20 protein-coding genes and 2 tRNA genes are annotated in these 24,081 nt (G+C 59.8%); 5 read left to right on the top strand and 17 right to left on the bottom strand.

Features of this window, described 5'->3' with window-relative positions; all coding sequences use genetic code 11:
- Nucleotides 1-10 precede the first annotated feature (10 nt).
- Genes MUY21_RS10660 through MUY21_RS10670 form a run of 3 tightly spaced genes read right to left on the bottom strand, consistent with a single transcriptional unit; the run spans nucleotide 11 to nucleotide 3,191 of the window.
- Nucleotides 11-1,258: an FAD-dependent oxidoreductase gene (locus MUY21_RS10660; protein ID WP_248410368.1), complete on the bottom strand. Its 1,248-nt coding sequence runs from the start codon at nucleotides 1,256-1,258 to the stop codon at nucleotides 11-13.
- Nucleotides 1,259-1,299: 41 nt separating this feature from the next.
- A complete protein-coding gene (locus MUY21_RS10665) occupies nucleotides 1,300-2,241 on the bottom strand; it encodes a proline racemase family protein (protein WP_248410369.1) in 942 nt (313 codons plus the stop codon).
- Nucleotides 2,232-3,191 carry a dihydrodipicolinate synthase family protein gene (locus MUY21_RS10670; RefSeq protein ID WP_248410370.1) on the bottom strand — a complete coding sequence of 320 codons (960 nt, stop codon included), beginning with the start codon at nucleotides 3,189-3,191 and terminating at the stop codon, nucleotides 2,232-2,234. Before MUY21_RS10670 ends, MUY21_RS10665 begins: the two co-directional genes overlap by 10 nt.
- Before the next feature lie 142 nt (nucleotides 3,192-3,333).
- On the opposite strand from MUY21_RS10670, the gene MUY21_RS10675 reads away from it, so the two are divergent.
- Entirely contained in the window at nucleotides 3,334-3,999 is a 666-nt protein-coding gene (locus tag MUY21_RS10675; protein ID WP_248410371.1) for a GntR family transcriptional regulator, read from the top strand.
- On the opposite strand, the gene MUY21_RS10680 is transcribed toward MUY21_RS10675, so the two are convergent.
- The 10 genes from MUY21_RS10680 to MUY21_RS10725 all read right to left on the bottom strand — a co-directional run bounded on the left by MUY21_RS10680 (nucleotide 3,996) and on the right by MUY21_RS10725 (nucleotide 15,911).
- On the bottom strand, nucleotides 3,996-4,694 hold the full coding sequence (locus tag MUY21_RS10680; protein ID WP_248410372.1) for a fumarylacetoacetate hydrolase family protein: 699 nt from the start codon (nucleotides 4,692-4,694) through the stop codon (nucleotides 3,996-3,998). The genes MUY21_RS10675 and MUY21_RS10680 overlap by 4 nt on opposite strands.
- Nucleotides 4,691-5,527 carry an alkaline phosphatase family protein gene (locus tag MUY21_RS10685; protein ID WP_248410426.1) on the bottom strand — a complete coding sequence of 279 codons (837 nt, stop codon included), beginning with the start codon at nucleotides 5,525-5,527 and terminating at the stop codon, nucleotides 4,691-4,693. Before MUY21_RS10685 ends, MUY21_RS10680 begins: the two co-directional genes overlap by 4 nt.
- Before the next feature lie 40 nt (nucleotides 5,528-5,567).
- The gene (locus MUY21_RS10690; protein ID WP_191286744.1) at nucleotides 5,568-7,205 is read right to left on the bottom strand and encodes an ABC transporter ATP-binding protein; all 1,638 of its coding nucleotides are present in this window, start codon (nucleotides 7,203-7,205) and stop codon (nucleotides 5,568-5,570) included.
- Nucleotides 7,202-8,017, bottom strand: a complete 816-nt coding sequence (locus MUY21_RS10695) for an ABC transporter permease (RefSeq protein ID WP_248410373.1) — start codon at nucleotides 8,015-8,017, stop codon at nucleotides 7,202-7,204. The genes MUY21_RS10690 and MUY21_RS10695 overlap by 4 nt, the downstream gene beginning before the upstream one ends.
- On the bottom strand, nucleotides 8,014-8,970 hold the full coding sequence (locus MUY21_RS10700; protein WP_248410374.1) for an ABC transporter permease: 957 nt from the start codon (nucleotides 8,968-8,970) through the stop codon (nucleotides 8,014-8,016). Before MUY21_RS10700 ends, MUY21_RS10695 begins: the two co-directional genes overlap by 4 nt.
- Nucleotide 8,971: 1 nt before the next feature.
- Nucleotides 8,972-10,555: an ABC transporter substrate-binding protein gene (locus MUY21_RS10705; protein ID WP_248410375.1), complete on the bottom strand. Its 1,584-nt coding sequence runs from the start codon at nucleotides 10,553-10,555 to the stop codon at nucleotides 8,972-8,974.
- 222 nt (nucleotides 10,556-10,777) lie between these two features.
- Nucleotides 10,778-13,432 (bottom strand): TRAP transporter large permease subunit, encoded by a 2,655-nt coding sequence (locus MUY21_RS10710; protein WP_248410376.1) that lies wholly within the window; start codon nucleotides 13,430-13,432, stop codon nucleotides 10,778-10,780.
- 10 nt (nucleotides 13,433-13,442) lie between these two features.
- Nucleotides 13,443-14,441, bottom strand: a complete 999-nt coding sequence (locus tag MUY21_RS10715) for a TRAP transporter small permease subunit (protein ID WP_248410377.1) — start codon at nucleotides 14,439-14,441, stop codon at nucleotides 13,443-13,445.
- A gap of 100 nt (nucleotides 14,442-14,541) precedes the next feature.
- On the bottom strand, nucleotides 14,542-15,624 hold the full coding sequence (locus MUY21_RS10720) for a TRAP transporter substrate-binding protein (protein WP_248410378.1): 1,083 nt from the start codon (nucleotides 15,622-15,624) through the stop codon (nucleotides 14,542-14,544).
- Between the two features lie 5 nt (nucleotides 15,625-15,629).
- On the bottom strand, nucleotides 15,630-15,911 hold the full coding sequence (locus tag MUY21_RS10725; RefSeq protein WP_248410379.1) for a hypothetical protein: 282 nt from the start codon (nucleotides 15,909-15,911) through the stop codon (nucleotides 15,630-15,632).
- Between the two features lie 103 nt (nucleotides 15,912-16,014).
- Here MUY21_RS10725 and MUY21_RS10730 point away from each other — a divergent pair, with 103 nt between their 5' ends.
- From MUY21_RS10730 to MUY21_RS10740, 3 genes are read left to right on the top strand one after another with little or no spacing between them, the layout of a single operon-like run.
- The gene (locus tag MUY21_RS10730) at nucleotides 16,015-16,482 is read left to right on the top strand and encodes a MarR family transcriptional regulator (protein WP_248410380.1); all 468 of its coding nucleotides are present in this window, start codon (nucleotides 16,015-16,017) and stop codon (nucleotides 16,480-16,482) included.
- 9 nt (nucleotides 16,483-16,491) lie between these two features.
- Nucleotides 16,492-17,547 (top strand): efflux RND transporter periplasmic adaptor subunit, encoded by a 1,056-nt coding sequence (locus MUY21_RS10735; protein ID WP_248410381.1) that lies wholly within the window; start codon nucleotides 16,492-16,494, stop codon nucleotides 17,545-17,547.
- Between the two features lie 10 nt (nucleotides 17,548-17,557).
- Nucleotides 17,558-20,608, top strand: a complete 3,051-nt coding sequence (locus MUY21_RS10740) for an efflux RND transporter permease subunit (protein ID WP_248410382.1) — start codon at nucleotides 17,558-17,560, stop codon at nucleotides 20,606-20,608.
- A 29-nt stretch (nucleotides 20,609-20,637) separates the two neighbouring features.
- On the opposite strand, the gene MUY21_RS10745 is transcribed toward MUY21_RS10740, so the two are convergent.
- From MUY21_RS10745 to MUY21_RS10755, 3 genes are all read right to left on the bottom strand, one after another.
- Nucleotides 20,638-20,711: transfer RNA gene (locus MUY21_RS10745), tRNA-Gly, on the bottom strand.
- Between the two features lie 58 nt (nucleotides 20,712-20,769).
- Complete coding sequence (locus tag MUY21_RS10750; RefSeq protein ID WP_248410383.1) at nucleotides 20,770-21,600, bottom strand: alpha/beta fold hydrolase; 831 nt, start codon at nucleotides 21,598-21,600, stop codon at nucleotides 20,770-20,772.
- Between the two features lie 3 nt (nucleotides 21,601-21,603).
- The gene (locus MUY21_RS10755; protein WP_248410384.1) at nucleotides 21,604-23,226 is read right to left on the bottom strand and encodes an alpha/beta fold hydrolase; all 1,623 of its coding nucleotides are present in this window, start codon (nucleotides 23,224-23,226) and stop codon (nucleotides 21,604-21,606) included.
- Nucleotides 23,227-23,525: 299 nt separating this feature from the next.
- Between MUY21_RS10755 and MUY21_RS10760 the strand changes: the two genes are divergently transcribed.
- The gene (locus MUY21_RS10760; RefSeq protein ID WP_248410385.1) at nucleotides 23,526-23,810 is read left to right on the top strand and encodes a hypothetical protein; all 285 of its coding nucleotides are present in this window, start codon (nucleotides 23,526-23,528) and stop codon (nucleotides 23,808-23,810) included.
- A gap of 47 nt (nucleotides 23,811-23,857) precedes the next feature.
- Here the strand turns inward: MUY21_RS10760 and MUY21_RS10765 are convergent.
- Nucleotides 23,858-23,944, bottom strand: a tRNA-Leu gene (locus MUY21_RS10765).
- Nucleotides 23,945-24,081 lie beyond the last annotated feature (137 nt).

A 24,081-nucleotide genomic window follows, 5' to 3' on the forward strand; every position in this document is an offset into this window, starting at 1 on the left:
TGGCGAGGCATCAGAACCGGGTGGCAGAGAACGGGGCCAGATCGATGGGCGGATTGGACCGCATGGCCAGGTCGGCCACCAGCTCGGCGGTGCCTGCCGATTGGGTCAGACCAAGATGCCCATGCCCGAACGCATAGAGGATGCGGTCGCCCGCGCCAGAGGGACCAATGACCGGCAGGCTGTCCGGCAGCGAAGGCCGGTACCCCATCCACTCTGACCCGCCCGACAGGTTCAAACCGGGAAGGAAGGTTTTCGCCTTCTGCACCAGCACCCTGGCCCGGCGGTAGTTGGGTGGCAGATCCAACCCGCCCAGTTCAACCGCGCCACCGATGCGCAGACCGGAGCCGATCTTTGACATCACGAATCCATGCGCGGCGAAGGTCAGATGCGTTCTCAGCTCGACCGAGGCGCGATCAAATGTGGTGTTGTACCCGCGCTCGGTCTCAAGTGGGGTCTTGTCTCCGATCTTCGCAGCCAACCTGTGGGACCAAGCCCCGGCACAGATGACCACTTGCCGCGCCAGGATGGGGCCTTCGTCCGAGAGGATCTCGATATGATCCGCGCGCGGTGTCAGGTCGTGTATGTCCCGCACCTGCAACGCACCTCCGCGATCTGTATAGGCGCGGGCCAGGGTCTGGGTCCAGGTCAATGGATCGGTGGTGTTGAACCATCCAGGGGTAAACCCGGCATGGGTGAACTTGCGGCTCAACCCTGGTTGAATGTCGGCAATGGCATCGGCGCTGTCCAGCAGCGTAACGTCGATGCCAAGATCGGCACGGCGTTGCCATCTGGGACGCGCGAGTTCAAATGCGCGGGCGCCCTCGTACAGCTCCAACTGTCCTTCGCGGCGGATCAGGCTGGGATCCCCGAACTGCGCCAGTTGCCGTTCGAACGCGGCCTGACAATACTGCATCAGCCGGGTTTGCGCAGACACTGCCGCATCATAGCGATCCGCCCAACTGGCGCGCCAGAACCTCAACATCCATGGCGCAATTTTCAGGGCATAAGCAGGCGGGATGGAAAGCGGCCCCAGCGGGTCGAGCAGCCATTTCGGTGCCCGACGCATGATGCCCGGCGTGGCCAGCGGCTCGACCTCGGAAAAGGCGAAGGCGCCGGCATTGCCGCGCGACGTTTCAGCGGCGACGCCAGCGCGGTCGATCAGCAGGGGGGTGCGACCGCGGGCCTGAAGCGCCAGCGCCGCGCTGACCCCGATGATGCCAGCACCGATGACGACGATGTCAATGGGGTCTTGTGTCATTCAGGTCTCCGCAAATCCGGGGCGTCCGTCTGGCGGCAGCATCAGCGATGATCGGCGCGAATGCCAGTCCGAAACGGATCGTCGGAATTGAAGATCAGGGTGGCCTCTGCGGTCACAAAGGCGCGGCCTTGAATGGTGGCCACGATCCGATCTGGGGATTGGTCCACATAGGTACAGTCATAGGTGCTGCCGATTACACTTTCCTGTCGCCACGTCACACCTGCGGCAAGCGATCCATCCGCCGCAAGACAGGCCAGCTTGGCCGAGCAGCCCGTGCCGCAGGGCGACCGGTCATAAGCCATGCCGGGGCACAGGACAAAACTGCGACCGTGTGCCGTGCTGGATTTTGCAGGTCCAAGCAGTTCGATGTGGTCGATTTCGGCCCCATCCGTCCCGGTGATGCCGTTGCGTTGCAACGCCGTCCGGATACGATCTGCCGCGTCCGTCAAGGCCGGGATGTTGTCCGGCGTCAGGTCGATCTGGTGGAAATCGGTCAGGAAGAACCAGTTTCCACCCCATGCCACGTCACCTGTAATCGGACCGAGCCCGTCCACATCAACCGTGACTCCGGCGTGCAGGCGATAGCTTTCGACATTGGTGACGCGCACGGTATTGGTGTCCAGAAGCTGGGCCGTCACCACGCCGACAGGGGTTTCAATCCGGTGGGTGCCGGGGCCGATCTGACCCAGATGAGCCAGAGTTGCCGTCAGCCCGATGGTGGCGTGTCCGCACATGCCCAGATTGCCCACCGTGTTGAAATAGATCACTCCGGTCACGCAGGTCGGGTCGGCCGGTGGGACCAGAAGCGCGCCCACCATCGCGTCATGACCGCGCGGTTCGCCCAGCACGCCAGTATGGATCCAGCCATGTTCATCGCACAGGCGCCGGGCGCGGTCTGCCAGGCTGCCACTGCCAAGGTCCGGTCCGCCCGACAGGATGACGCGGGTCGGCTCACCCTCGGTATGGCTGTCGATCACGCGCATTCAGAGACAACGCCGCCCTGTTTAGACCAGGTGTCATACCAGGTGCGGAACAGATGAAACTGGTTCTCGGCATAGTTGCGCTGGGCGTCTGACAGCGCGTCGGTTTCGTTGAAATGGGTGCGATAGGCGTCATCACCGGTCAGGGCCATCAGATGTTTGTAATATAAAACTAGGTCGGGGCCTTCGTCGAAACTGGACAGGATCGCCAATGCGCCCTCAAGCTCTTGCGCCTTCACGCGGGCGTCGGGGTCCCCGGCGGCGGCTTTCTTGCTGAGCGCGACAAGGTGCAGCACCTCGCGCGGCAGCACGTTGCCGATGCCGGTGATTGCCCCCGTTGCGCCGCAGTTTACATAACCGTGGTAGACCGTGGTATCGACGCCGATCATCAGCGTGACCTTATCGTCTTTCGAGGTGATGTGTTCGGCGGCATAGCGCAGATCGTCCGCGCCGCCGAATTCCTTGAAGCCGATCAGATTCGGATGCTCGGCACGCAGTGCGAAAAACAGGTCGGCACGGGTCGCGAAGCCGTAATAGGGACTGTTATAGATCACAGCAGGCAGGTCGGGGGCGGCCGACAGGATGGCGGCAAAGTGGTTGCGCTGGGCGGCAGGCGACGATCCGCGTGACAGAACCCGTGGGATCACCATCAAGCCGTGTGCGCCGACCTTTGCGGCGTGGGTGGCGTGGGCCACGGCCATCCGGGTGTTTACCGCGCCGGTGCCGACGATCACCGGGATGCCTGCAGCGGTCAGGCGGGCGACACCTTCCATCCGTTCGTCATCCGTCAGAAGCGGCCAGTCGCCCATCGACCCGCAATAGACGACAGCTGACATGCCCGCGGCAATCAGTTCCTGCCCCTTGGAGACAAGTGCATCGTAGTCCGGTCGGCGGTCGGGCGTGCATGGGGTCATCAGGGCGGGGATGCAGCCTGTAAAGATGTCGGTGTTCATCGGGGTCTCCTGCAAGGATGGGTCGCATTGGGCGAAGGGCTGTTTTCAATTATTGTAAATTGGATCCAATATGCAATAAATATCTTGATCCCTTCAAACCGATACCGCGCCTTGTTAGGGTGCGCCTCGCAGGAGACCGTATATGCCACTTGAATCTGTTGATATTTCCAAGACCGCCTCTGCTGCGACGATCATATTTGACGCGCTCAAGAAAGCGATCATCGAAGGCGAGATCGAAGAAGGCGCGCCCCTGCGGCAGGATGAAATTGCCAGAATGTTCAATACGTCGCGCATTCCGGTGCGTGAGGCGATTCTGCGGCTTGAAGAACACGGATTGGTGCGGTCGCAGCGCTACAAGGGTGCGGTCGTGTCGTCGCTGTCATCGACCGAAGCCTCCGAGATTTTCGACTTTCGCGCTGTGTTAGAGCCACATGTCATTCATCAAGCGGTGCCCAGAATGACGCCGGAAACGCTCGCACAGGCGCGCAGCTTTTGTGAAGCGTTCCACCGGGAAACGGACCCGATGAAATGGGGTGATCTGAACCGACAATTTCACGCAACGCTCTATGACGCCAGCGGGCTGACCTATCACCTTGAGGCGATCGATGGCGCGCTGAATCGAATCGACCGTTATCTGAGGGCACAGCTTGTGCTGAGCCGGGGTATGTCGCGCGCAAATGACGAGCATATGCAAATACAGGAGGCCTGTGAGCGCGGGGATGCGGACAAGGCCGCCGAACTGACGCGCCAGCACATTCTGGGTGCGCGCGACAGCCTGATCCTGCATCTGTCGTCAATCACGGGTTAGGCGGCGGGCGTTCCGATCCTGGTGGTCAATCGGCCCAGGCCGTCGATCTCGACCACGCAGGTGTCGCCCGGCACCAGCGGGCCGACGCCTTCGGGTGTGCCGGTAAAGATCAGGTCGCCGGGGGCCAGCGCCACCATCGAGGACAAATAGGAAATCACATCGGCCACAGGCCAGATCAGGTCGGACAGGTCCGAAGATTGGCGCGGTTCACCATTGACCGTCAGGCTGATTCTTCCGCTTGACGGATGGCCTACGGCGGCCACCGGGTGCAAAGGCCCACAGGGGGCGGAGTGATCGAAACCCTTCGCCATATCCCATGGCCGCCCGATCTTCTTGGCCGTTGCCTGCACGTCACGCCGGGTCAGATCATTGCCGACGGCATAGCCCCAGACGTGATCCAGCGCCGCATCGCGCGCGATGTTGGTGCCCCCCGTGCCGATGGCCACGACAAGCTCGGCCTCGTGATGCAGGTTCTCGGTGCCGGGTGGATAAGGGACGGTCGTGCCGTCTGCCACCAGTGCATCCGCGGGTTTCGAGAAGAAGAAGGGCGGCTCTTGATCGGGGTTTGATCCCATTTCACGCGCATGTGCGGCATAGTTCTGGCCCACGCAATAGATGCGGCGCACAGGGAAACGCGCGTCCGAGCCTTCGATTGCAAGGAAGGGTTGCGCAGGGCAGGGAATGGCCCACGTCATGTCAGAAATACCTCGGCTTTCATGGTGTCGGGGATTGGGGCGCCCAGTCGCGACAGAATCGTGGGGGCAATCTGCAACTGGCACAGGCGGTCGTCGAAATCCGGGCCGGTCGCGGGGCCGAAATAATAGAGCGCCGCATCCTGTTGCAGATCCTCGCGCCCCCCATGGTGCCCGCGATCGGTCTGGCCGTGATCAGCGGTCACGATGACCTCGTACCCATCAGCGCGCCAGCGATTGATGAACAGCGCCAGTTGCTCATCGGCCTGAAAACAGGCGTGATCCATTTCGCGGCATTCATGCCCGAACCGATGCCCCATACTGTCGAGCGTGCAACTGTGCAGGATGCCGTAGTTCAGCCCGAACCGGTTGCAAAGCATGGTCAGCGTTGCGAACAGGTCCACATCCGCAGGCGTGGTCTGATTGATCAGCCCGTATCCCGTCATGGTGTGAAACCGACCGTGATTGATCGTCGGGCTGTCGGGCTCGTCATATTCGATGTCTCGCACCAGATCGAAAGGCGCGCGGTTGAAAAACTCGGACCAATAACTGTGCGTGACCGCACCCGTAATGCCGCCCGCTTTGCGCACTTGGCTGAAAATGTCGGGCTGCGTCATACGGAACACGTTGCTATTGCCCGTTGCGCCATGTTCCTGCGGTGTGACGCCCGTATGGATCGAGGCATAGCAACTGGCCGATGTCGATGGCAGCACCGACCGGATCTTCCAGCGTTGTGCCTCGCCCGCGTCCACCCAGCCTTCCAGGTTACCAAAAAGCCTGCGCCAGTTGCGCCAAGGCACACCATCAAGGATGATCAGAAGCAGTTTGCGATCCATCAGGCCCATTCCGAAATCCGCGCCTAGTCCGTTCCCGGAGTCAGTTCCCGGCGCTTTCCATCTTGCGATGCTCCACAACCTCTTCCAGCCAACCCAGCCGCATTTCAGGCACAGAGCTGAGCAGAAGGTCGGTATAGTCATCAAACGGCGGTGTCAGCACATCAGCTTTCGGGCCATAACGGACGACCCGACCCTGATACATCACGGCAATACTGTCCGCGATGGCGCGCACCGTGGCCAGATCGTGCGTGATGAACAGATAGGCGACGTTTTCCCGTTTCTGAAGATTGTGCAGCAGCCTGAGGATATCTTCGGCAACCAAGGGGTCCAGCGCCGATGTCACCTCGTCACAGATGATGATCTTGGGTTTCGCGGCCAGAGCGCGGGCGATGCAGACCCGCTGTTTCTGGCCGCCCGACAGCTCGGCTGGATAGCGGTCTTTGAACTCCACGCCCATTTCGATGTCGTTCAAAAGCTCTTCGATGCGCTTACGCTTTTCGGCGCCGCGCATCCCGAAATAGAACTCCAACGGGCGACCGATGATCGTGCCGACGGTCTGGCGCGGGTTCATCGCCACATCGGCCATCTGATAGATCATCTGAATCTCGCGCAGGTCGTCGCGCGACCGCCCGGCAAGGTCGGCCGAAAGGGTGCGCCCCTCGAACACAATCTGCCCCTCGCGCGCGGGCAAAAGCCCGGTCATCACGCGGGCGGTGGTCGACTTGCCCGAGCCGCTTTCACCAACGACAGCAAGGGTCTGGCCTGCATGAAGCTCCATCGAGACATCATGCAGCACATCGAAATTCGTGCCTTTATAACGGGCGGTGATGTGTTCGATCGTCATCACCGGGTTGTCGGTCGGGGGCTTACCTTCGTGCTGACGTGACCGGACGGACACCAGATCGCGGGTATAGTCCTCGACCGGGGCGTTGATGATCTGATCGGTGGTGCCATGTTCGACCATGTCGCCCATCCGCAGCACCATAATCTCATCCGACACTTGTGCCACCACTGCCAGGTCATGCGTGATGTAAAGCGCGGCAACCCCGGTGTCGCGGATCGCGTCCTTGATGGCCATCAGCACGTCGATCTGTGTGGTCACATCCAGCGCCGTGGTCGGCTCGTCAAACACCACCAGATCGGGTTCGGGACACAGCGCCAGCGCCGTCATGCAGCGTTGCAACTGTCCGCCCGACACTTGGTGCGGATAACGGTTTCCGATGCTTTCCGGGTCCGGCAGGCCCAGCTTGGCGAACAATTCAACCGCGCGCGCCTCGGCGTCTTTCTTCGAGAACTTGCCCGCGTGCACCGACGCCTCGATCACCTGTTCCATGATCTTCTTGGCCGGGTTGAAGCTGGCCGCGGCGGATTGCGAGACATAGGTCACCTCGGTCCCGCGCAGCTTGCGCAGGTCGCGCAGGCTGGTGTGCAGAATCTCACGCCCGTTGACCCAAACCTCGCCACCCGTGATTTCGACGCCGCCGCGACCATAGGCCATCGTGGCAAGCCCGATCGTGGACTTGCCCGCGCCGCTTTCCCCGATCAGGCCCAGCACTTTGCCTTTTTCCAGATCGAAGGACACGCCGTGCACGATTTCAATGTCATGCGGCTTTTCGCCGGGGGGATAGACCCGTGCCCCGATTTTCAGGTCACGCACTTTCAGAAGTTGATCGCTCATCCCCGGCCTCCTTTCAGGCTGGTGGTGCGGTTCAGGATCCAGTCCGCCACAAGGTTGACCGAGATGGCCAGCGTTGCGATGGCAACAGCAGGCACAAGGGCCGCCGGGATGCCATAGACGATGCCATCCTTGTTTTCCTTCACGATCCCGCCCCAGTCGGCATTGGGCGGCTGCACGCCAAGGCCAAGGAAAGACAGGGTCGAGACGAACAGGACCGCAAAGATGAAGCGCAGACCCATCTCTGCCACCAAAGGCGACAGGGCGTTGGGCAGGATTTCACGGAAGATGACCCAGATCCGACCTTCGCCGCGCAGTTTGGCGGCTTCGACGAAATCCATCACGTTGATGTCCACGGCGACCGCGCGGGCCAGACGATAGACGCGGGTGGCGTCCAGCAGGCCCATGACAAGGATCAGGATCGTCAGCGTCACCGGCATGACCGACAGCACCACAAGCGCGAAGATCAGGGTCGGGATCGACATGATCAGGTCGACAAACCGGCTGAGCACCTGGTCAATCCATCCGCCGATGACGGCAGCGGTGAAGCCAAGCACAGACCCTGTGACAAAGCTGAGGATCGTGGCCATGGTGGCGATGAAGATGGTCGTGCGCCCGCCATAGATCATGCGGCTGAGCAGGTCACGCCCGATATTGTCGGTGCCAATCAGGTGCTCTGACGACCAAGGCTCCCACACGCCGCCGACAACTTCGGTCATCGAATAAGGCGCGATCCAGGGGGCGAAGATCGCCATGAAGAAATAAAGGCCGGTGAAGAACAGGCCGAACAATGCGGCGGGGGGTATTCTGGTCATTTCGGATGCCTCAGCCTTGGATTGGCAAGGATGGACACGATGTCCGCGACCATGTTCAGCCCGATATAGACCGCCGCGAAGATCAGCCCGCAAGCCTGCACCACCGGCACGTCGCGTTTGGACACGTGGTCCACAAGATACTGTCCCATGCCGGGATAGGTGAACACGACCTCGACCACCACGACACCGACGACAAGATAGGCCAGGTTCAGCATCACCACGTTCACGATGGGCGCGATCGAGTTGGGAAAGGCGTGGCGCCAGATGATGGTGAACATCGTCAGGCCCTTCAACTCGGCCGTTTCGATATAGGCAGATTGCATCACATTCAGAATGGCAGCCCGCGTCATGCGCATCATATGGGCCAGCACCACCATGGTCAGAACAGCGACCGGCAGGGCGATCGAGCTGAGTTTCTGCCCAAGGCTCATACCGTCATGGATCATCGACACGGTGGGCGCCCAGCCCAGCTTCACGCCGATGAAATACATCAGGATATAGCCGATCAGGAACTCGGGCACGGAAATCGACGCCAGCGTGATGGCCGAGATCAGCTTGTCGGGCCAGCGTTCGCGATAACGCACGGCCAGAAGGCCCAGAAAGATGGCCAGCGGCACGGCGACCACGGCGGCCCAGAAGGCCAGGAAAAGAGTGTTTTTCAGACGCGATCCAAGGCTCGACGCGATATCCTGACCCGAAGTCAGCGCGGTTCCAAGGTCGCCATGCGCCAATCCGCCAAGCCAGTCGAAATACCGGCTGACCGCAGGTTCGTTCAGGCCCAGTTCTTCGCGGATATTGGCCAGGGCTTCGGGGGTGGCCGATTGACCCAGAATGGATTGCGCCACATCGCCCGGCAGGATGTTGGTTCCCCAGAAGATCAGGGCCGAGACGAGTAGCAGAAGAAGCAGGCCCAACGCGATGCGTTGGACCAGCAGTTTCATGAGTAAGGGCATATCAGCCGACGACCCACATTTTCATCGGGGCATAGAAGTTCATCAGGTCGAAGCCCTTGTGGTTCTCGACCCAGCCCGCAACGCGGTTGGTCGTGCCGTCAATGAAGTCGTTGAACATCGGGCAGATCAATCCGCCTTCGTTGTGCAGAAGCATCCCCATATCGGCATAGATCTGGGTGCGCTTTGCCTCGTCCAACTCGCCCCGTGCGGCCAGAAGCATCTGGTCGAACTGTTCGTTGAAGAACCGCGTGTCGTTCCAGTCTGCCGTCGACAGATAAGCCGTGGAATACATCTGGTCCTGGGTGGGGCGGCCGCTCCAATAGCTTGTGCAGAACGGCTGGGCGTTCCAGACCTCGGACCAATAGCCATCGTTCGGCTCGCGCTTGATCTCAAGATTGATGCCGGCTTTGGACAGGGATTGCTGGAACAGAGCCGATGCATCGGGCGCGCCGGGGAAGCTGTTGTCCGAGGTGCGCAGCAGGATCGGCCCCTCGTGCCCGGATTTGTCAAAGTGGAACTTGGCCTTGTCCGGGTCATAGGTGCGCTGCTCCATCTCGGTGAACAGCGGGTAGGAACTGTTGATCGGCGTGTCGTTCCCGATCGAGCCGTAGCCGAACAGGATCTTCTCGACCATTTCTTCGCGATTCATGCCGTATTTCAACGCCATTCGCAGGTCGTTGTTGTCAAACGGTGCCGTGTTGCAATGGGCGATAAAGACATAGTGGCCCGGCCCGGGGGTCGAATGGACATTGATATTGGGTGCGCGTGCCACAAGTTGCGCGGTGCGCGGTGGAACGCGTCCGACCATATCGACCTGCCCGGACTGAATGGCAGCCATACGGGCCGTATCATCGTTGATCACCACGACTTCGATCGTGTCGGCGTGACCCATGTCACCCCAGTAGTCCGGGTTCTTTTCAGCCACAAAGCGCACGCCCATATCGGCTTCTTTCAGAATATAGGGGCCGGTGCCGATGGCTGCTGCGGGATCATCCTTGCCGCCGTTGGGCTGAATCAGCAGGTGATAGTCGGTCATCAGGTAAGGAAGGTCGGCATTCGGCGTGTCCAGCTCGACGATGAACTTGTCACCGTCAACCCGCATCGCCGTGATGCCGCGCATGATACCCAGCGCGCCCGATTTTGTGTCTTCGCCTGCATGGCGCTCCATCGTTGCAAGCACGTCATCAGCGGTCAGCGGCTGACCGTTCGAGAAACTGATGCCCGAGCGGATCTTGAACGTCCAGACCTTGGCATCGGGCGATGCCGACACCTCTTCAGCCAGCCGGTTCTCAAGACCGCCTTCAGGCGCAAGTTCGACCAAGGGTTCACCCCAAAGGCGGCTGATCATGGTGCCTGTCGAGTTCGTCGTGGTGGCCGGGTCAAGGCTGTCGGTGGTCGAGCCGCCCGGAAGGCCAACACGGATCGTTCCGCCCTTGACCGGGCCTTGGGCATAGACCGCTGACGACAACATGGTATTTGCCCCTGCTGCGGTCAGGCCAAGCGCCGCCGCGCGGCCCATGAAGTGGCGGCGAGACAGCTTGCGCGCGACAAACTGTTTGGACAGATATTCAAGTTCTTTGGACATTGAGGACTCCCTGTGTGAAGCATTTGGGCCTGTTGCGGCTCGGTTTTTTTCTGGATCGACCCAAGGGTTCACCAGATGGTCGGATTACGCAAGGTTTTATACCGACCGTATATCATGCGTTTCCGACACTTATCCTATGTTCGGGCAGAAATTGCCACCCTTTCCACACACAAAAAGGGCCTGTGCAAACACCGACCCTTTTTATTGAGCTTATGAATTTGCTTAGAAATTCAAAGATATATCGCGATGGCGCGACGAACACGCAGCCATGGCCAGCGCCTGTTCGCGGGTAAAGCGATCTTGCACGCGAATGCCCAGACTGCCGCGCAACGTGTCGATATAGGCGGCCAGACCCGGGCGCAGGCTTTCGTTCGCTTGCTGTCGCCATGCGATCTGTGCGTCATAAGCCGCGATAGCCGCGTTATAGGCTTCCATCGCTTCGGCGCGGTCAGGCTCGCTTCCCTTCAGCGCCTTGGCCGCATCTTTCAGGGCGTCTTCGATATCATCCGCTCCGTCGATCTTGCCAAAGACCTTTGCCAGTTCGTTGACCAAATCCCTGGCATCATCGCCAGAAGTGGTCTCGACCGTCGCTTTCAGGTCGCGCAATTGCGGTTCCAGCGCGACCAATTCCTCGGTCTCTTCAAGAACGGCCAGCACATCCAGCGCGTCTTCATAGGCCGCATCTGCAGCCCTGCGATACTTTGTGCGTGCCGCATTCTCGGCGTTGGTCAAGGCCTGGAAGGTTTCGTGAACCTCTTTCCAGCTTTCAGGGATCTGTTCGCGCAGATGTTCGACTTCGGTGGTCAAGGTGGCCATGTCGGCTTCCAACGCGTCGCGCGCCGTCGCCTGGCTTTCATCCCGCATCCGGCCAATCCGCGTCTTCAGCTTGTCGATCTCTTCATTTGCGCTGCGGATCTCTTTTTCGATCCCGCGCACCAGACGCAGTTGCGGGCGATACGCATCTGCGGCGCCTTCCACCTCTTCTGCGGCGGCAAAGGCAGCCTCAAGCTCGGCCACGGCGGTGTCTGCCGAGTCCAGCGCATCGGTCAGATCGTCCGACAGGTCGTCGGGCAGCACGGCCAGATCGAAATTGCGCGCGGTCGCGATGGCGTCCTGGACCTCGGTGCTTTCCGAGAGCTTCTGCCCCACATATTCCTCAAGGCACATTTGAAGCCGTGGGTTGCGCGGTGGTGGGCTGGTTTCGGACAAGAAACTGACGCGGTTGGGCAGATAGTTCACCAGCGGGGGATAAGTGCCCACAATCGCCAGCGCCGTCAGTTGCAGCAGGATGAAGGCGATCACGCCCTTGTACATCTGCACCGTTTTCACGATCGCCGGGGCGACCCCGCGCAGATAGAACAGCGCGAAACCGAACGGTGGCGTCAGGAAGCTGGTCTGGATGTTCAGACCAATCATCACACCCAGCCAGACGGCGGTGATGTTGGCTTCGGGATCGGCCAGCAGGATGGGGGCCACGATGGGCACCACGACCACGGCGATCTCGATGAAATCGAGGAAGAAGCCGAGGATGAAAATCACCAGCATCACGATGATGAACTGGGTCCAGAAGCCGCCGGGCAGACCCAACAGGAACTCCCGCACCAGTTCTTCCCCACCGAAGGCACGGAAGGCGGCGGTCAGCATGGCGGCGCCCAGCAGAATGATGAACACCAGCGATGTGGTCTTGGCGGTTTCCAGCATGACGCCGGACAGCGTGTTTTCGATCTTGAAAATGCGCCAGCAGGACCAGCCCAGCGCAACCAGCAGCATCAGGGTCGAGATTACCCCCAGCGTGATGCCCAACTGATCGGTCGTGTTGGTGATGCCTTTCACGTTCATGTCAAAATTTGACAATGCATAGGCCGCAAGCGCCAATGCCGCCATCGCCAGCAGCGCCGGGTAATACAGCGTGCGTCCGGGGGCAGGCAGACGATAACCCGCCATGATCATGGCCCCGGCCGCGCCGATGGCGCCGGCCTGGTTCACCGTCGCGATCCCTGCGATGATCGACCCCAGCACAAGAAAGATCAGCGCCAGTGGCGGCACGAGGGTCAGCAATACATTTTTCAGGAAGTCGAGATTGTATGCGCCTTCATAGTGAACGGCAGGTGCGTTCTTGGGGCGCAAGATCGCATAGAACAGGATATAGAGCATATACAGCCCGACCAGCAGGATACCCGGGATGAACGCGCCCAGAAACATCTCGCCCGCCGACGTGGACACCACGTCGAACATGGACGGCATGGACAGTTCGCCTGTGGCTTCCTTGTGCAGGATCTTGCGTGCGGTTCCAGCCTGGTCGGTTGCGGATGCGAGCTGGTCAGCGAGGATGATGAGCACGATCGAGGGCGGGATGATCTGCCCCAATGTACCGGACGCGGCGATGGTGCCGGTGGCCAGCGATTGCGAGTAGTTGTTGCGCAGCATGGCAGGCAGCGAGATCAAGCCCATGGCCACCACGGTTGCGCCGACGATCCCTGTCGTGGCCGCCAGCAGCGCGCCAACGAACACGACCGAAATGCCCAGACCGCCCGGCACGGGGCCAAACAGTTGGGCCATCGTGACCAGCAGGTCTTCGGCGATCTTCGACCGCTGCAGCATGATGCCCATGAAAATGAACAGGGGAATGGCGATCAGCGTATCCCGCTCGACCTCCCAATACACCCCCCTGAGGTTTGTCACCCCCGCAGACAGCCACTGGTTCGGGCCACCACTGTGGAAATAAGCGTCCGTCGATCCCGCGAACATATAGCCCGCGCCAGCCGCAAGACCGATGGTGATGATCGCGGCGCCCGGAAGGGCAAAGGCAACCGGATAACCGGACCCAAGCGCACCTGCCATGATCGCGATCAGCAGGAAAAGAAAGAAAAGTTCCATGTGTCAGACCTCAGTGCGCGGATGATTGTGCGATTTCGCGGTGGCCGGGTTCATCCCGCTTATCCGCCACGGCATCGAAGAAATAGCTGACGAACTGGATCAGCATGGTGATGGCAAACAGGCCGATAAAGGCGGCCATCTGATATTTGGTATAAAGGCCAAAGGGACCGGCCTGCGAAATCTCGAAATTGCTGACGGGGGCGTTAATGATCGACTGCTTGCCCCCGAAGCCCACGGCCATGATGACCCAGGCGGTGGACATGCCCAGAAGGATGGTGCCGATGCCGTTGACAATCCCCCGCGTGGTGCGGCCAAACCCGGCATAAAGCACATCGACCCGTACGTGGCCTTCGTCAAACAGCGTATAGGCCGACGAAAACAGGAACAACGCGGCGTACCAGTAGCGCACAAGGTCACCCATCAGCGCCTGTTCATAGCTGAACATGAAGCGCGAGATCACGATCAGAAGCTCGGCCACCACGATCAGGAAAGCCAGCCAGAAAAACCCAAGCGTCCGCGTGACGGTCGCAATCGCAAAGGCAATCACGATCAGCGGGATGTGCACATAGGAGCCGACCCAGCTTGGCCGGCTGAACAGCCTGGCATTCTCAGATCCCAGAAGCGGCTCGATCAGGCTTTCGGCGCGCATGAAGGCAATGGTCGCATCAGCCACCCCGATCAGGAACACCGCCCAGAACAGGGCGCGGATCAGATAGACGTTGAACCTGTGCACCCGGTGCGCGTCCCACCTGAGCGACGTTGTCCGGTCACGCAACACCACCGCCACGGCCACCGCGATGGCCACTGCATAAAGCGCCACATGCACCCATCCGCCGGGGGCACTGCCTCTTAGAAATGCCTGTGTGCCGGGAAAGCCGAACCCGACAACCAGCACATTGTTGATCAGGAACGCTGCCAGAACGGTCAGCGTGCTCCAACCGAACAGCCGCGCAAGGATCGCGGGGTCGCCATGTCTTGGAATGTCTCGGTGGGTGCTGTCTTGTGCCATGTCGCCTCCCGAACGGCCGACGGATCAATTCTTGTGTGATCCTTTGGAAAGGACGGGGAATCCTCCCCGCCCTTGTTTTTTGTGTTGTCGTTAGACCAGCTTACAGATCCAGGATCCGGTTACGCTGGTTCACGAACTGCCCTTCGAACAGCGAGATACCGCGACCGATTTCGCGCATCTTGGCCTGAACGGCATCGTTCACTTCGGCAGCCAGTGCGTCATAGCTGGCGGTTTCTTCGAACACTTCCTGAGCGGCTTCGCCCATGGCATCCCAAGTATCTTCGTCGAAGCTGCGCACTTCCACGCCTTGTTCGTCGACCAGCTTGGTCAGGTATTCACCGTTCAGGGCCATGGCTTCGAAATACGAATTCGAGTTCTCTTCCAGGGCGGCTGCGGTGATCACCGAGCGTTCCCAATCCGACAGGCTGGACCACCACGATTTGTTCGAGGTCAGCGACAGTTGCGCGCCCGGTTCATGCATCCCGCCAGTATAATAATACTTCGCGGCTTCGTAGAACTTCATGAAGTAGTCGTTATAGGGGCCAACCCATTCGGTTGCGTCGATGGTGCCCGACACAAGGTTTTCATAAATCTGGCCACCCGGCAGTGACACGGTCGATGCGCCCAGCTTCGCCAGAACCTGACCACCAAGGCCCGGAATACGCATTTTCAGACCTTTGAAGTCCTCTGCGCTTTCGATTTCCTTGTTGAACCAGCCACCAGCTTGGGTGCCGGTATTGCCTGCGGGCAGACCTTTCAGGCCGAACTGGTCCTGAACCTTGTCCCAGATTTCCATGCCGCCACCATACAGGCACCAGGCGTTGATCTCGGCGAAGGACATGCCGAAGGGCACTGCGGTGAAATAGGCCAGCGCAGGGTGTTTGCCGGTCCAGTAATAATCGGCACCGATGTAAGCCTGGCTGTTGCCCGAGGCGACTTCGTCAAACACGTCCAGCGCGCCAACACGTTCACCGGCGGCAAAATACTCGACGTTCAGCGCGCCTTCGGACAGCTCGCCGATGCGGGCGGCCAGACGCTGCGCCGAGACACCCAGACCCGGAAAGTCGCGCGGCCAGGTCGACACGATCGTCATTGTCTTGCCACCTTGCGCCAGTGCCGGTGTGGCAAGAGCCGTTGCGCCAGCACCGATTGCTGCGCCTTTCAGAAACTTACGGCGTTCCATGTATGTTATTCTCCTCCGAGTTTTGGATATTTTGTTATTCGAACGCGTGCCGACCAGGGGCCGACGATACGCTGCCACGCAATTACTACGTAGATAAAACCAGATTTCAAAGGATATTTCACAAACTGGTAATATTTTTTTACCAGTTTGATGGAAGCGTGAGCAAGGGCCGCGACGCGAACGTGCGGTGGATTGCTGATAACCCGTTGATGATCGCCGAGGATTTTCTGCGACGCAACGGAAACTCGCGGTTTACGTAGGGGCAGCTCGACGCTTTGGCGATCCATCTGTGGATGTTGCACGCTAACGGAGGTATTTTTTATTTTCTCTCTGGAAGTTTCAAAATATGAAGTATATTTGGGCGTCACTGCGACTCGGATTACTGCCCCTATGACCAACACGCCTGATCCTCTTAATCCACACCACACCCCGGTCGAGCCGGAGCTTGGCGCATTGCTGGGCGTTTTTGCCCTGCACGGCTTCATCGACGCCCTGATGGGCGAAATCGACAGACGAACGGATGTGTCCTACCTTGAACGAAAGATCATGATCTGGCTTGACCGCCCCAAGCGGCTGGGCACCCTGGCGCGCGAAATGAATGTGCTGCCCTCGACCATGACAACCGCCGCCGATCAGCTTGAGGCACACGGGTTGGTGGTGCGCGAACGTGACCCCGATGACCGGCGGGCCTGGCTTCTGACCCCGACGGATGCCGGTGCGGACCTGCGGGCCACGATGGTCGTGATGGCGCGCACGCTTCTGTGCGAAACTCTGGGCCTGAGCGATGAAGAGCTTCGCAGCTTCGCGCAGACCTCGTTGAAAATTCATCGAAACATTCAAAAACACATGACCTGCTAAGGACGACACATGCCTGTATTTCCGCGTTTTCTGGCCGCCGTTGCAGCCGCGATCATCGCCACCGCTTCGACCGGCTTCGCAGAAGAGCCCGTCAGACCCGTCAAGTTGATGACGGTGACGGCGAATGATGACACGTTAAGCCGGGTGTTCTTTGGCAAGGTGGTGGCGCGGCAAAGCGTTGACCTGGCCTTTCAAGTGGGGGGTCAGATTGTCGAATTTCCGGTGATCGAAGGCCAGTTTGTGTCCGAAGGTGACATGCTGGTGCAACTGGATCAGGAACAGTTCTCGCTGGCGCTGGAGCAGGCGGTGGTTCAGAAAGATCTGGCTGAACGGACATTGGATCGGTTGACCAAGCTGCAAGGAAATACCGTCAGCCAGGTCGCGCTGGATGATGCGACGACGCAACTGACCCTGACCGACATTGCCTTTCGTCAGGCCGAGCGGAACCTGAACAACGCCACGCTTTACGCGCCATTTGACGCGCTGGTCACGGCGCGCAATGTCGACAATTTCGTCACTGTTTCAGCCGGAACGCCCGTTGTGCGCCTGCATGACATGAGCGAAGTCCGGATCGAGATCGACGTGCCGGAAATCCTGTTCCAGACGGCATCCAAGGAAAAGAACGTGCGCTTCATGGCCGAGTTTCCGGCCCATGACACGCCCTTTCCCGTCGCGATCCGTGAATTCAATGCCGAGGCATCTTCGGCCGGTCAGACCTATCGCCTGACCCTGGGCATGGCGCCGCGCAGCGACCTGAACGTGTTGCCGGGGTCGTCGGTGAACGTGCGGGTGTCTGCCTCGCACGAGTCCCCCGGCATCCTGATCCCTGCAACCGCCATCGTCGCCGCCCCGGATGGTGCGCTGTCGGTGATGCGGTTTGTCGCGGATGCGGGTGACGGTGATACGGGCACGGTCAGCGCGACGCCGATCACCGTCGAACCCGCGCCGAACGGGGATTTCACGCTGCTGTCCGGCCTGTCGGACGGTGATGTGATCGTCGCGGCGGGCGCGACCGCCCTGCGTGATGGCGATGCGGTGCGCCGCTTCACCGGCTTTGCGAACTAAGGGGGCTGACATGCCGAACATCGCGCGCGCGTCGATCGAAAAGCCCCTTTATACGTGGCTGATCATCCTGACCATGCTGCTGGGTGGCATCTGGGGGTTTCTGAACCTTGGCCGCCTGGAAGACCCGGCCTTCACCATCAAGCAGGCCGTTGTTGTCACGCATTATCCCGGTGCGACAGCCGCCCAGGTAGCGACCGAGGTGTCCGAACCGCTGGAAAGCGCGCTGCAGAAGATGGAAGAGGTTGAAAAGATCACGTCGACCAACCGTCCGGGCGAAAGCCGGATCGACGTCGAGATCAAGTCGACCTATCCCGCCGAAGCCTTGCCGGATATCTGGACACGCCTGCGCGCGCGGGTGCGCGACACCGCGCGGCAATTGCCGGACAACGCGCAGCCGCCTTTCGTGAATGACAGTTTTGGGGATGTATTCGGGCTCTACTATGCCGTTACGGCGCCGGGCTTCACCGATGCCGAGAAGTATGACCTTGGCACATTCCTCAGGCGCGAGCTTCTGGTGGTCGATGGTGTGGCCGATGTCGACCTGTCCGGCATTCCAGAAGAGGCGATATACATCGAGCCTGACATGACCCTGTCGGTCAATCAGGGCATCCCACCCAACGCGATCATCGGCGCGGTGTCGTCGGCCAATTCCGTGACCTCGGCGGGATCGCTGGAAAAGGATGGCGCGCGGATCATGTTCCAGGCCCCCGAGGGGTCGGAAACCGTGTCCGACATAGCCTCGCTCAGCATCGGGGTGAACGGGCAGCTGTTCAATGTGGCGGATGTGGCCCGCGTCAGTCGCGAGCGCGTGGCAACTCCGGGTCAAATCATCCGGTTCAACGGCGAAGAGGCGTTTACCATCGGCATTGCAGGGCTGGACAGTGAAGACATCGTCAAGGTCGGTCACCGGGTCGATGCGCGGCTGGCAGAGCTGTCGGCGGACATACCGCACGGGATCGAACTGCATCCGATCTATCAGCAACATTTGGTGGTCGAGCAAAGCTCGAACGATTTTCTGAAGAACCTTGCCCTGTCGGTGGGCATCGTGATCGTGGTGCTTGGGGCATTCATGGGCTGGCGGGCGGCGATCGTCATTGGCGCCACGCTGCTTCTGACCGTGGTCGGGACGCTATTGTTCATGGCGATCTTTTCGATCGAGATGGAGCGAATATCGCTGGGCGCGCTGATCATCGCGATGGGGATGCTGGTGGACAATGCCATTGTTGTCGCGGAAGGGATGCAGATCTCGATGCTTCGCGGGCGTAATTCCCGTCAGGCGGCGGATGACGCAGCCAAGAAAACACAGATTCCATTGCTTGGGGCCACGGTGATCGGGATCATGGCCTTTGCTGGGATCGGCCTGTCACCGGATTCCACCGGTGAATTCCTGTTCTCGCTCTTTGCAGTGATCGGGATCTCGCTTCTGCTGTCATGGCTTCTGGCCCTGACGGTCACCCCGTTGCTGGGCCATTACCTGTTCAAGATCAGCAATCAGGATGCGGCGGATGCCTATTCCGGGCGGTTCTTCGTGCTTTACAAGAAAGTTCTGGACAAATCCCTGACCTTCCGTTGGCCGGTGATTGCCGGGCTGGTTGCCATCACCATGGCCTGTTTCGTCGGGTTCGGATCGGTGAAGCAGCAGTTTTTCCCCAACTCGAACACACCGCTGTTCTTCGTTTACTACAAGCTGCCACAAGGCAGTTCGATCCAGCAGGTGTCAGACGACCTTGCGGTGATGGAAGACTGGTTGCTGGCCGAAGAAAGCGTAACCTCGGTCGCTTCTTATGCCGGGCGGGGGGCAGTGCGCTTCATGCTGACCTATGATGGCGGCAAGGACAATCAAAGCTATGGGCACCTGATCATCCGCACCGCGTCGCTTGAAGATATTCCCGACCTGCACGCCCGGCTTGAGGCGTTTGGCAAGGAAACCTTCCCCGAGGCCGAGTTCCGTGTGCAGCGCCTGGTCTTTGGTCCCGGTGGCGGCGATCCGGTGCAGGTGCGGTTCTCGGGTGGGGATCCGGCGGTGCTGCGGGGGCTTGCAGATCAGGCCATGCAGGTGATGGCGGACAATTCGGACAGCCTATTGAACCTGCGCACCGATTGGCGCGAGCATGAACTGGTGATCGCGCCGATCTATGCCACCCAACGGGCGCAGACGGCGGGGATCAACCGCGACGATGTGGCGGCGTCGCTTCTCTATGCCACTGATGGGTTGCGGGCGGGTGTCTATCGCGAACGCGAGCGGCAAATCCCGATCATCATGCGCCGTCCGCAGACCGATGCGTTCAACCTGAATGACCAGCTTGTCTTTTCGCCGATCACGGGCACCTATCTGCCGATCGAGCAGTTGATCGACGGGTTTGATTACCGTGTCGAGAACACCCTGGTGCAGCGACGCAACCGGGTGCCGACGATTTCTGTCGGGGCGGATGTTGCAACAGACGTCACCGCCGCCGAGGCGCATAGTGACATCCGCGCGGCGGTCGAAGCGATCCCGCTGCCCGCCGGATACACGATGGAGTGGGGGGGCGAGTTCGAGAACGCGTCGAAAGCGCAGGCCAGCCTTGGTGCGCAACTGCCGCTGAGCGCGCTGATCATGGTGATGATCTCGATCCTGCTGTTCAACGCGATCAGGCAGCCCATCATCATCTGGCTTCTGGTGCCGATGTCGGTGAACGGGGTTGTGATCGGTCTGTTGGGCACGGGCCTTCCGTTCAGCTTCACCGCGCTTCTGGGGCTTCTGAGCCTGTCGGGAATGCTGATCAAGAACGGCATTGTCCTGGTCGAGGAAATCGACCTGGTCCGCGCCGAAGGCGTGCCGCTGCGACAGGCCATCATCGAGGCGTCCGCGTCGCGGGTGCGCCCCGTCGTGCTGGCCGCAGTGACGACGATCCTGGGTATGGCGCCCCTGTTGTCGGATGCGTTCTTTGTGTCGATGTCGGTGACGATCATGGGCGGGCTGGCGTTTGCCTCGATCCTGACCCTGGTGGCGGCGCCGGTGTTCTACTACGTATTTTTCAAGCGGGACGAGGCGCGGGAACTTGCCGCGCAACCTGCGTGATAATGTGGAGCGAAGGGCAAGAAGAGTTCTGGAGCGGGCGGCGGGAATCGAACCCGCGTCATTAGCTTGGAAGGCTAAGGTCTTACCACTACACAACGCCCGCCCAGTAGGTTGACGACATATGCCATGCGCTTTTGGGCGTCAAGTCCGTGCTCAAAGTCTCAGCCGTCCAGAAACGCACCGACGGTCGCGCCCACATCCGCGCGTTGGGAATACATCAACAGGTGCCCGGCGGGGTAAACCTCAAGCCGGGCATTCTGCATCATGTTTGCCAACAGGATCTGGTTGGTGATTGGGATCAGCGCATCATATTTCCCGGCGATGATCAGCGATTTTTGCGGCAGTTGGCGCAGCCAGGGCAGGCTGGTCCAGCTGCACATCGCGCGCACCTGTGTGAAATACCCTTCGGGGCTGGGTGCGATGGCGTGTTTTGAGTATTCGTGGAACTGGGCCGGGGCGAAAATCGCCTCTCCGCCATACATCAGGGGACCGATGAAGTTGCCATAGGTCTTGCTGATGTAACGCATCGGGAACATGATTTCAGACAGCGCAATCGGGGTCCCCCACCAACTGCCGATCCCGCCCGCCGAGGTGATGGACAGCACAAGTCGGCGCACGCGGTTTGACAGGTCATGCGCCAGTTGCTGCGCCACCGCGCCGCCCCATGAAATGCCCAGAATGTCAGTTTGGTCGACCTGCAGAGCGTTCAGCACACGGGTGGCAAAATCTGCATAATCGGGGATCGTGATGATGTGTTCGATCATCGGGGTCCGCCCGATCCCCGGCATGTCGAAGGCCAGAACAGTGCGGTCTTTCAACTCGTCAATCAGCGGCAGCAGCACCTCAAGCGACTGCCCCAAACCGTTGAATATCACAAGCGGCGGGGCCGTGTCAGAGCCCGTACGTCGCAGATACCGGACCGGTATGTCGTCCACTGCAATGGTGTCGAAGGTGATGTCGGGATGCGACCCGGCCGCATTCAGATCTTTCATGGCTTACACCCCTTCATGCACATAGGTGCCGGGGGCGGGGTCCATCGGGGCATAGGTCTTGTTGCCAAGCGCCTTGGGTTTGGCGCCGCGCTCGGCCGGGTTCTGTGTGTCCAGCCAGTCAAGCCAATGCGGCCACCAGCTGCCATCGGTCAGGGTCGCGGTCTCGTGCCAATTGTCGGCATCGCCCGTGGTCTCGCCCCCCGTCCAGAACTTCCGGCGGCTCTTGGCAGGGTGGTTGATCACCGTGCCCGAGACATGCCCGCCGGTGGTCAGCACGAATTCGGTCGGGCCGGACACAAGATGCGTCGCCGTAAAGGATGTTTTCCACGGCACGATGTGGTCGCCATCGGCGGCAAGGAAATAGCACGGCAGGTCGATATTGCGCGTGTCGACCGGGGTGCCGCACAGGGTCAGCGCACCCGGCTCTTTCAACCTGTTCGCCATATACATTTCCTCAACGAAATAGCTGTACCATTTCGCAGGAAGGTTCTGGGTGTCGGCGTTCCAATAGAGCACGTCGAACGGTGCGGGCGATTTGCCCATCAGATAGTTTGACACGACGAAGTTCCAGATCGACTCGTTGACATGCAGCATCGCCATCGCATTGGCGATGTCACGCCCCGGCGCGACTTTTTCCGCCTTCAGGCGCTGGTCATAGGCTTTGACCTGCGTATCGTCGATGAACACCCTGATCTGGCCGGGGTCGGAAAAGTCGATCAGCGATGACAGGAAGGTCGCGGTGCCCAGTTTGGACTTCAACGCTTTGGGCATGACGGCCAGCGCCGCAGTCAGCATGGTGCCGCCGTTGCACCAGCCCAGAATGTCGATGGATTTCGATTTGCTGACGGCGGATGTGACATTGATGGCTTCGAATATCCCGTCGGCGATATATTCGTCCCAGCCAAGATCCCCAAGCTCTGGCCCCGGATTGCGCCAGACCATGGTATAGACGCTTTGACCCTGTTCCAGCAGATACCGGATCATCGACTTCTTTTCGTTCAGGTCGAAGATATAGAACTTGTTGACGCAGGGCGGCACGATCAGAATCGGGGCCTTGCGGGTCTTGGCGGTCATCGGCTCGTATTGAATCAGCTCGATCAGATGATTGCGGTAAATCACCGCTCCGGGCGTCGTGGCCAGGTTCTTGCCGACCTCGAACGCCTCTTCATCCGTGGTCGAGATATAGCCTTTTTCAAGGTCGGCCAGCAGATTCTGATACCCGTCAAACAGGCTTTGGCCGCCTGTTTCCTTGGCCAGTTGCTGGGCTTCGGGGTTGGTCAGCAGAAAGTTCGACGGCGCCATGTTGTCGGCTGCAATTCGGGCATAGAAGCTCAGCTTCTCTTGTTCCTGCTCGGGCAATCCCGCTTTGTCGGCCATGTCCACCATGGCCTTCGATGTCAGCTCATAGGAATGGCGCAGGATCGGGAAGATGCCCTTGCTCCAGGCCTCGTCGCCAAAACGGCGGTCCTGGGTTTCGGCAGCAGCGGCTTCGCCATGCAGGGCCGTGCCCATCCACAGCTTTGCCATGTCGCTTTGGTATCTGAGCATCGTGTTGGCCCAATCCATAAAGACGGAATTGTCCGTTTTGCGCATTGCCTCGAACAGTTTGAAAAGATCCTTGGACATATGCTCTGCCCTCCTGCTTGCACCCTCGTCGCGCGCGACCCTTTCAGGCAAATGCTTCACGAATTTTGCAAAGCGCGCTGCTTGTGTCGTTTTTCTAGCAGTGATGCAGGCAAGAAAGAAGGCGTCAGGTATCGACCGAATTCAGACCTGCGGGATTGGAAATCGTCATGTCAGCGGAAAGCCGGGCGACACTCGCAGGATGACGGTGCCGACCGAGATATAATGCAAATCCGACCCGACTGTGGTTCAATTCAGGCCCAGAACCCTTGTGACATTACCAACTCCGAGCCGGAGACCTTATGATGACGATCCTGAAAATCAATCGCTGGCCTTCAATTCTTGTCTTTCTGCTGGCGGGCTGCACGGCAACGATCTTTGCTTTCGTGTCGATCAACCTGTTCACTCAGTCGATGGCCAGCCTTGAGTTTCTGAGCAAATTTGGCCGTGAGGCGGTTCGGCATGGTGTGCTTTGGCAATTGATCGAACTGGTGATCTGGGGCCTGCTCTCACTGTCGTGCTGGGTTCTTTTCAAGATCTGCGAACATGAACTGGTGGACCGCTACACCGTTTGGGCAACGAAATAGTCACCGCCATCGAATGCGTTGTGTTCTGACGAAATGTTCTTGAGAAATGGTGCCCAGAAGAGGACTCGAACCTCCACGTCCATACGGACACTAGCACCTGAAGCTAGCGCGTCTACCAATTCCGCCATCTGGGCACGGTTGGTGAAGCCGCGATTTAAAGTGAGCGGCTGGAACTGTCAACCGCAATTCGCGGGGTTTTCAAGAAATCCGTTTGCGGCTTGCCCAAAGCGGCGCGGAAAGCTATGCAAAGCCCAAGGTTTTCAAGGAGAGC

This window comes from Aliiroseovarius sp. S2029, assembly GCF_023195575.1.
Taxonomy (GTDB): Bacteria; Pseudomonadota; Alphaproteobacteria; order Rhodobacterales; family Rhodobacteraceae; genus Aliiroseovarius; species Aliiroseovarius zhejiangensis.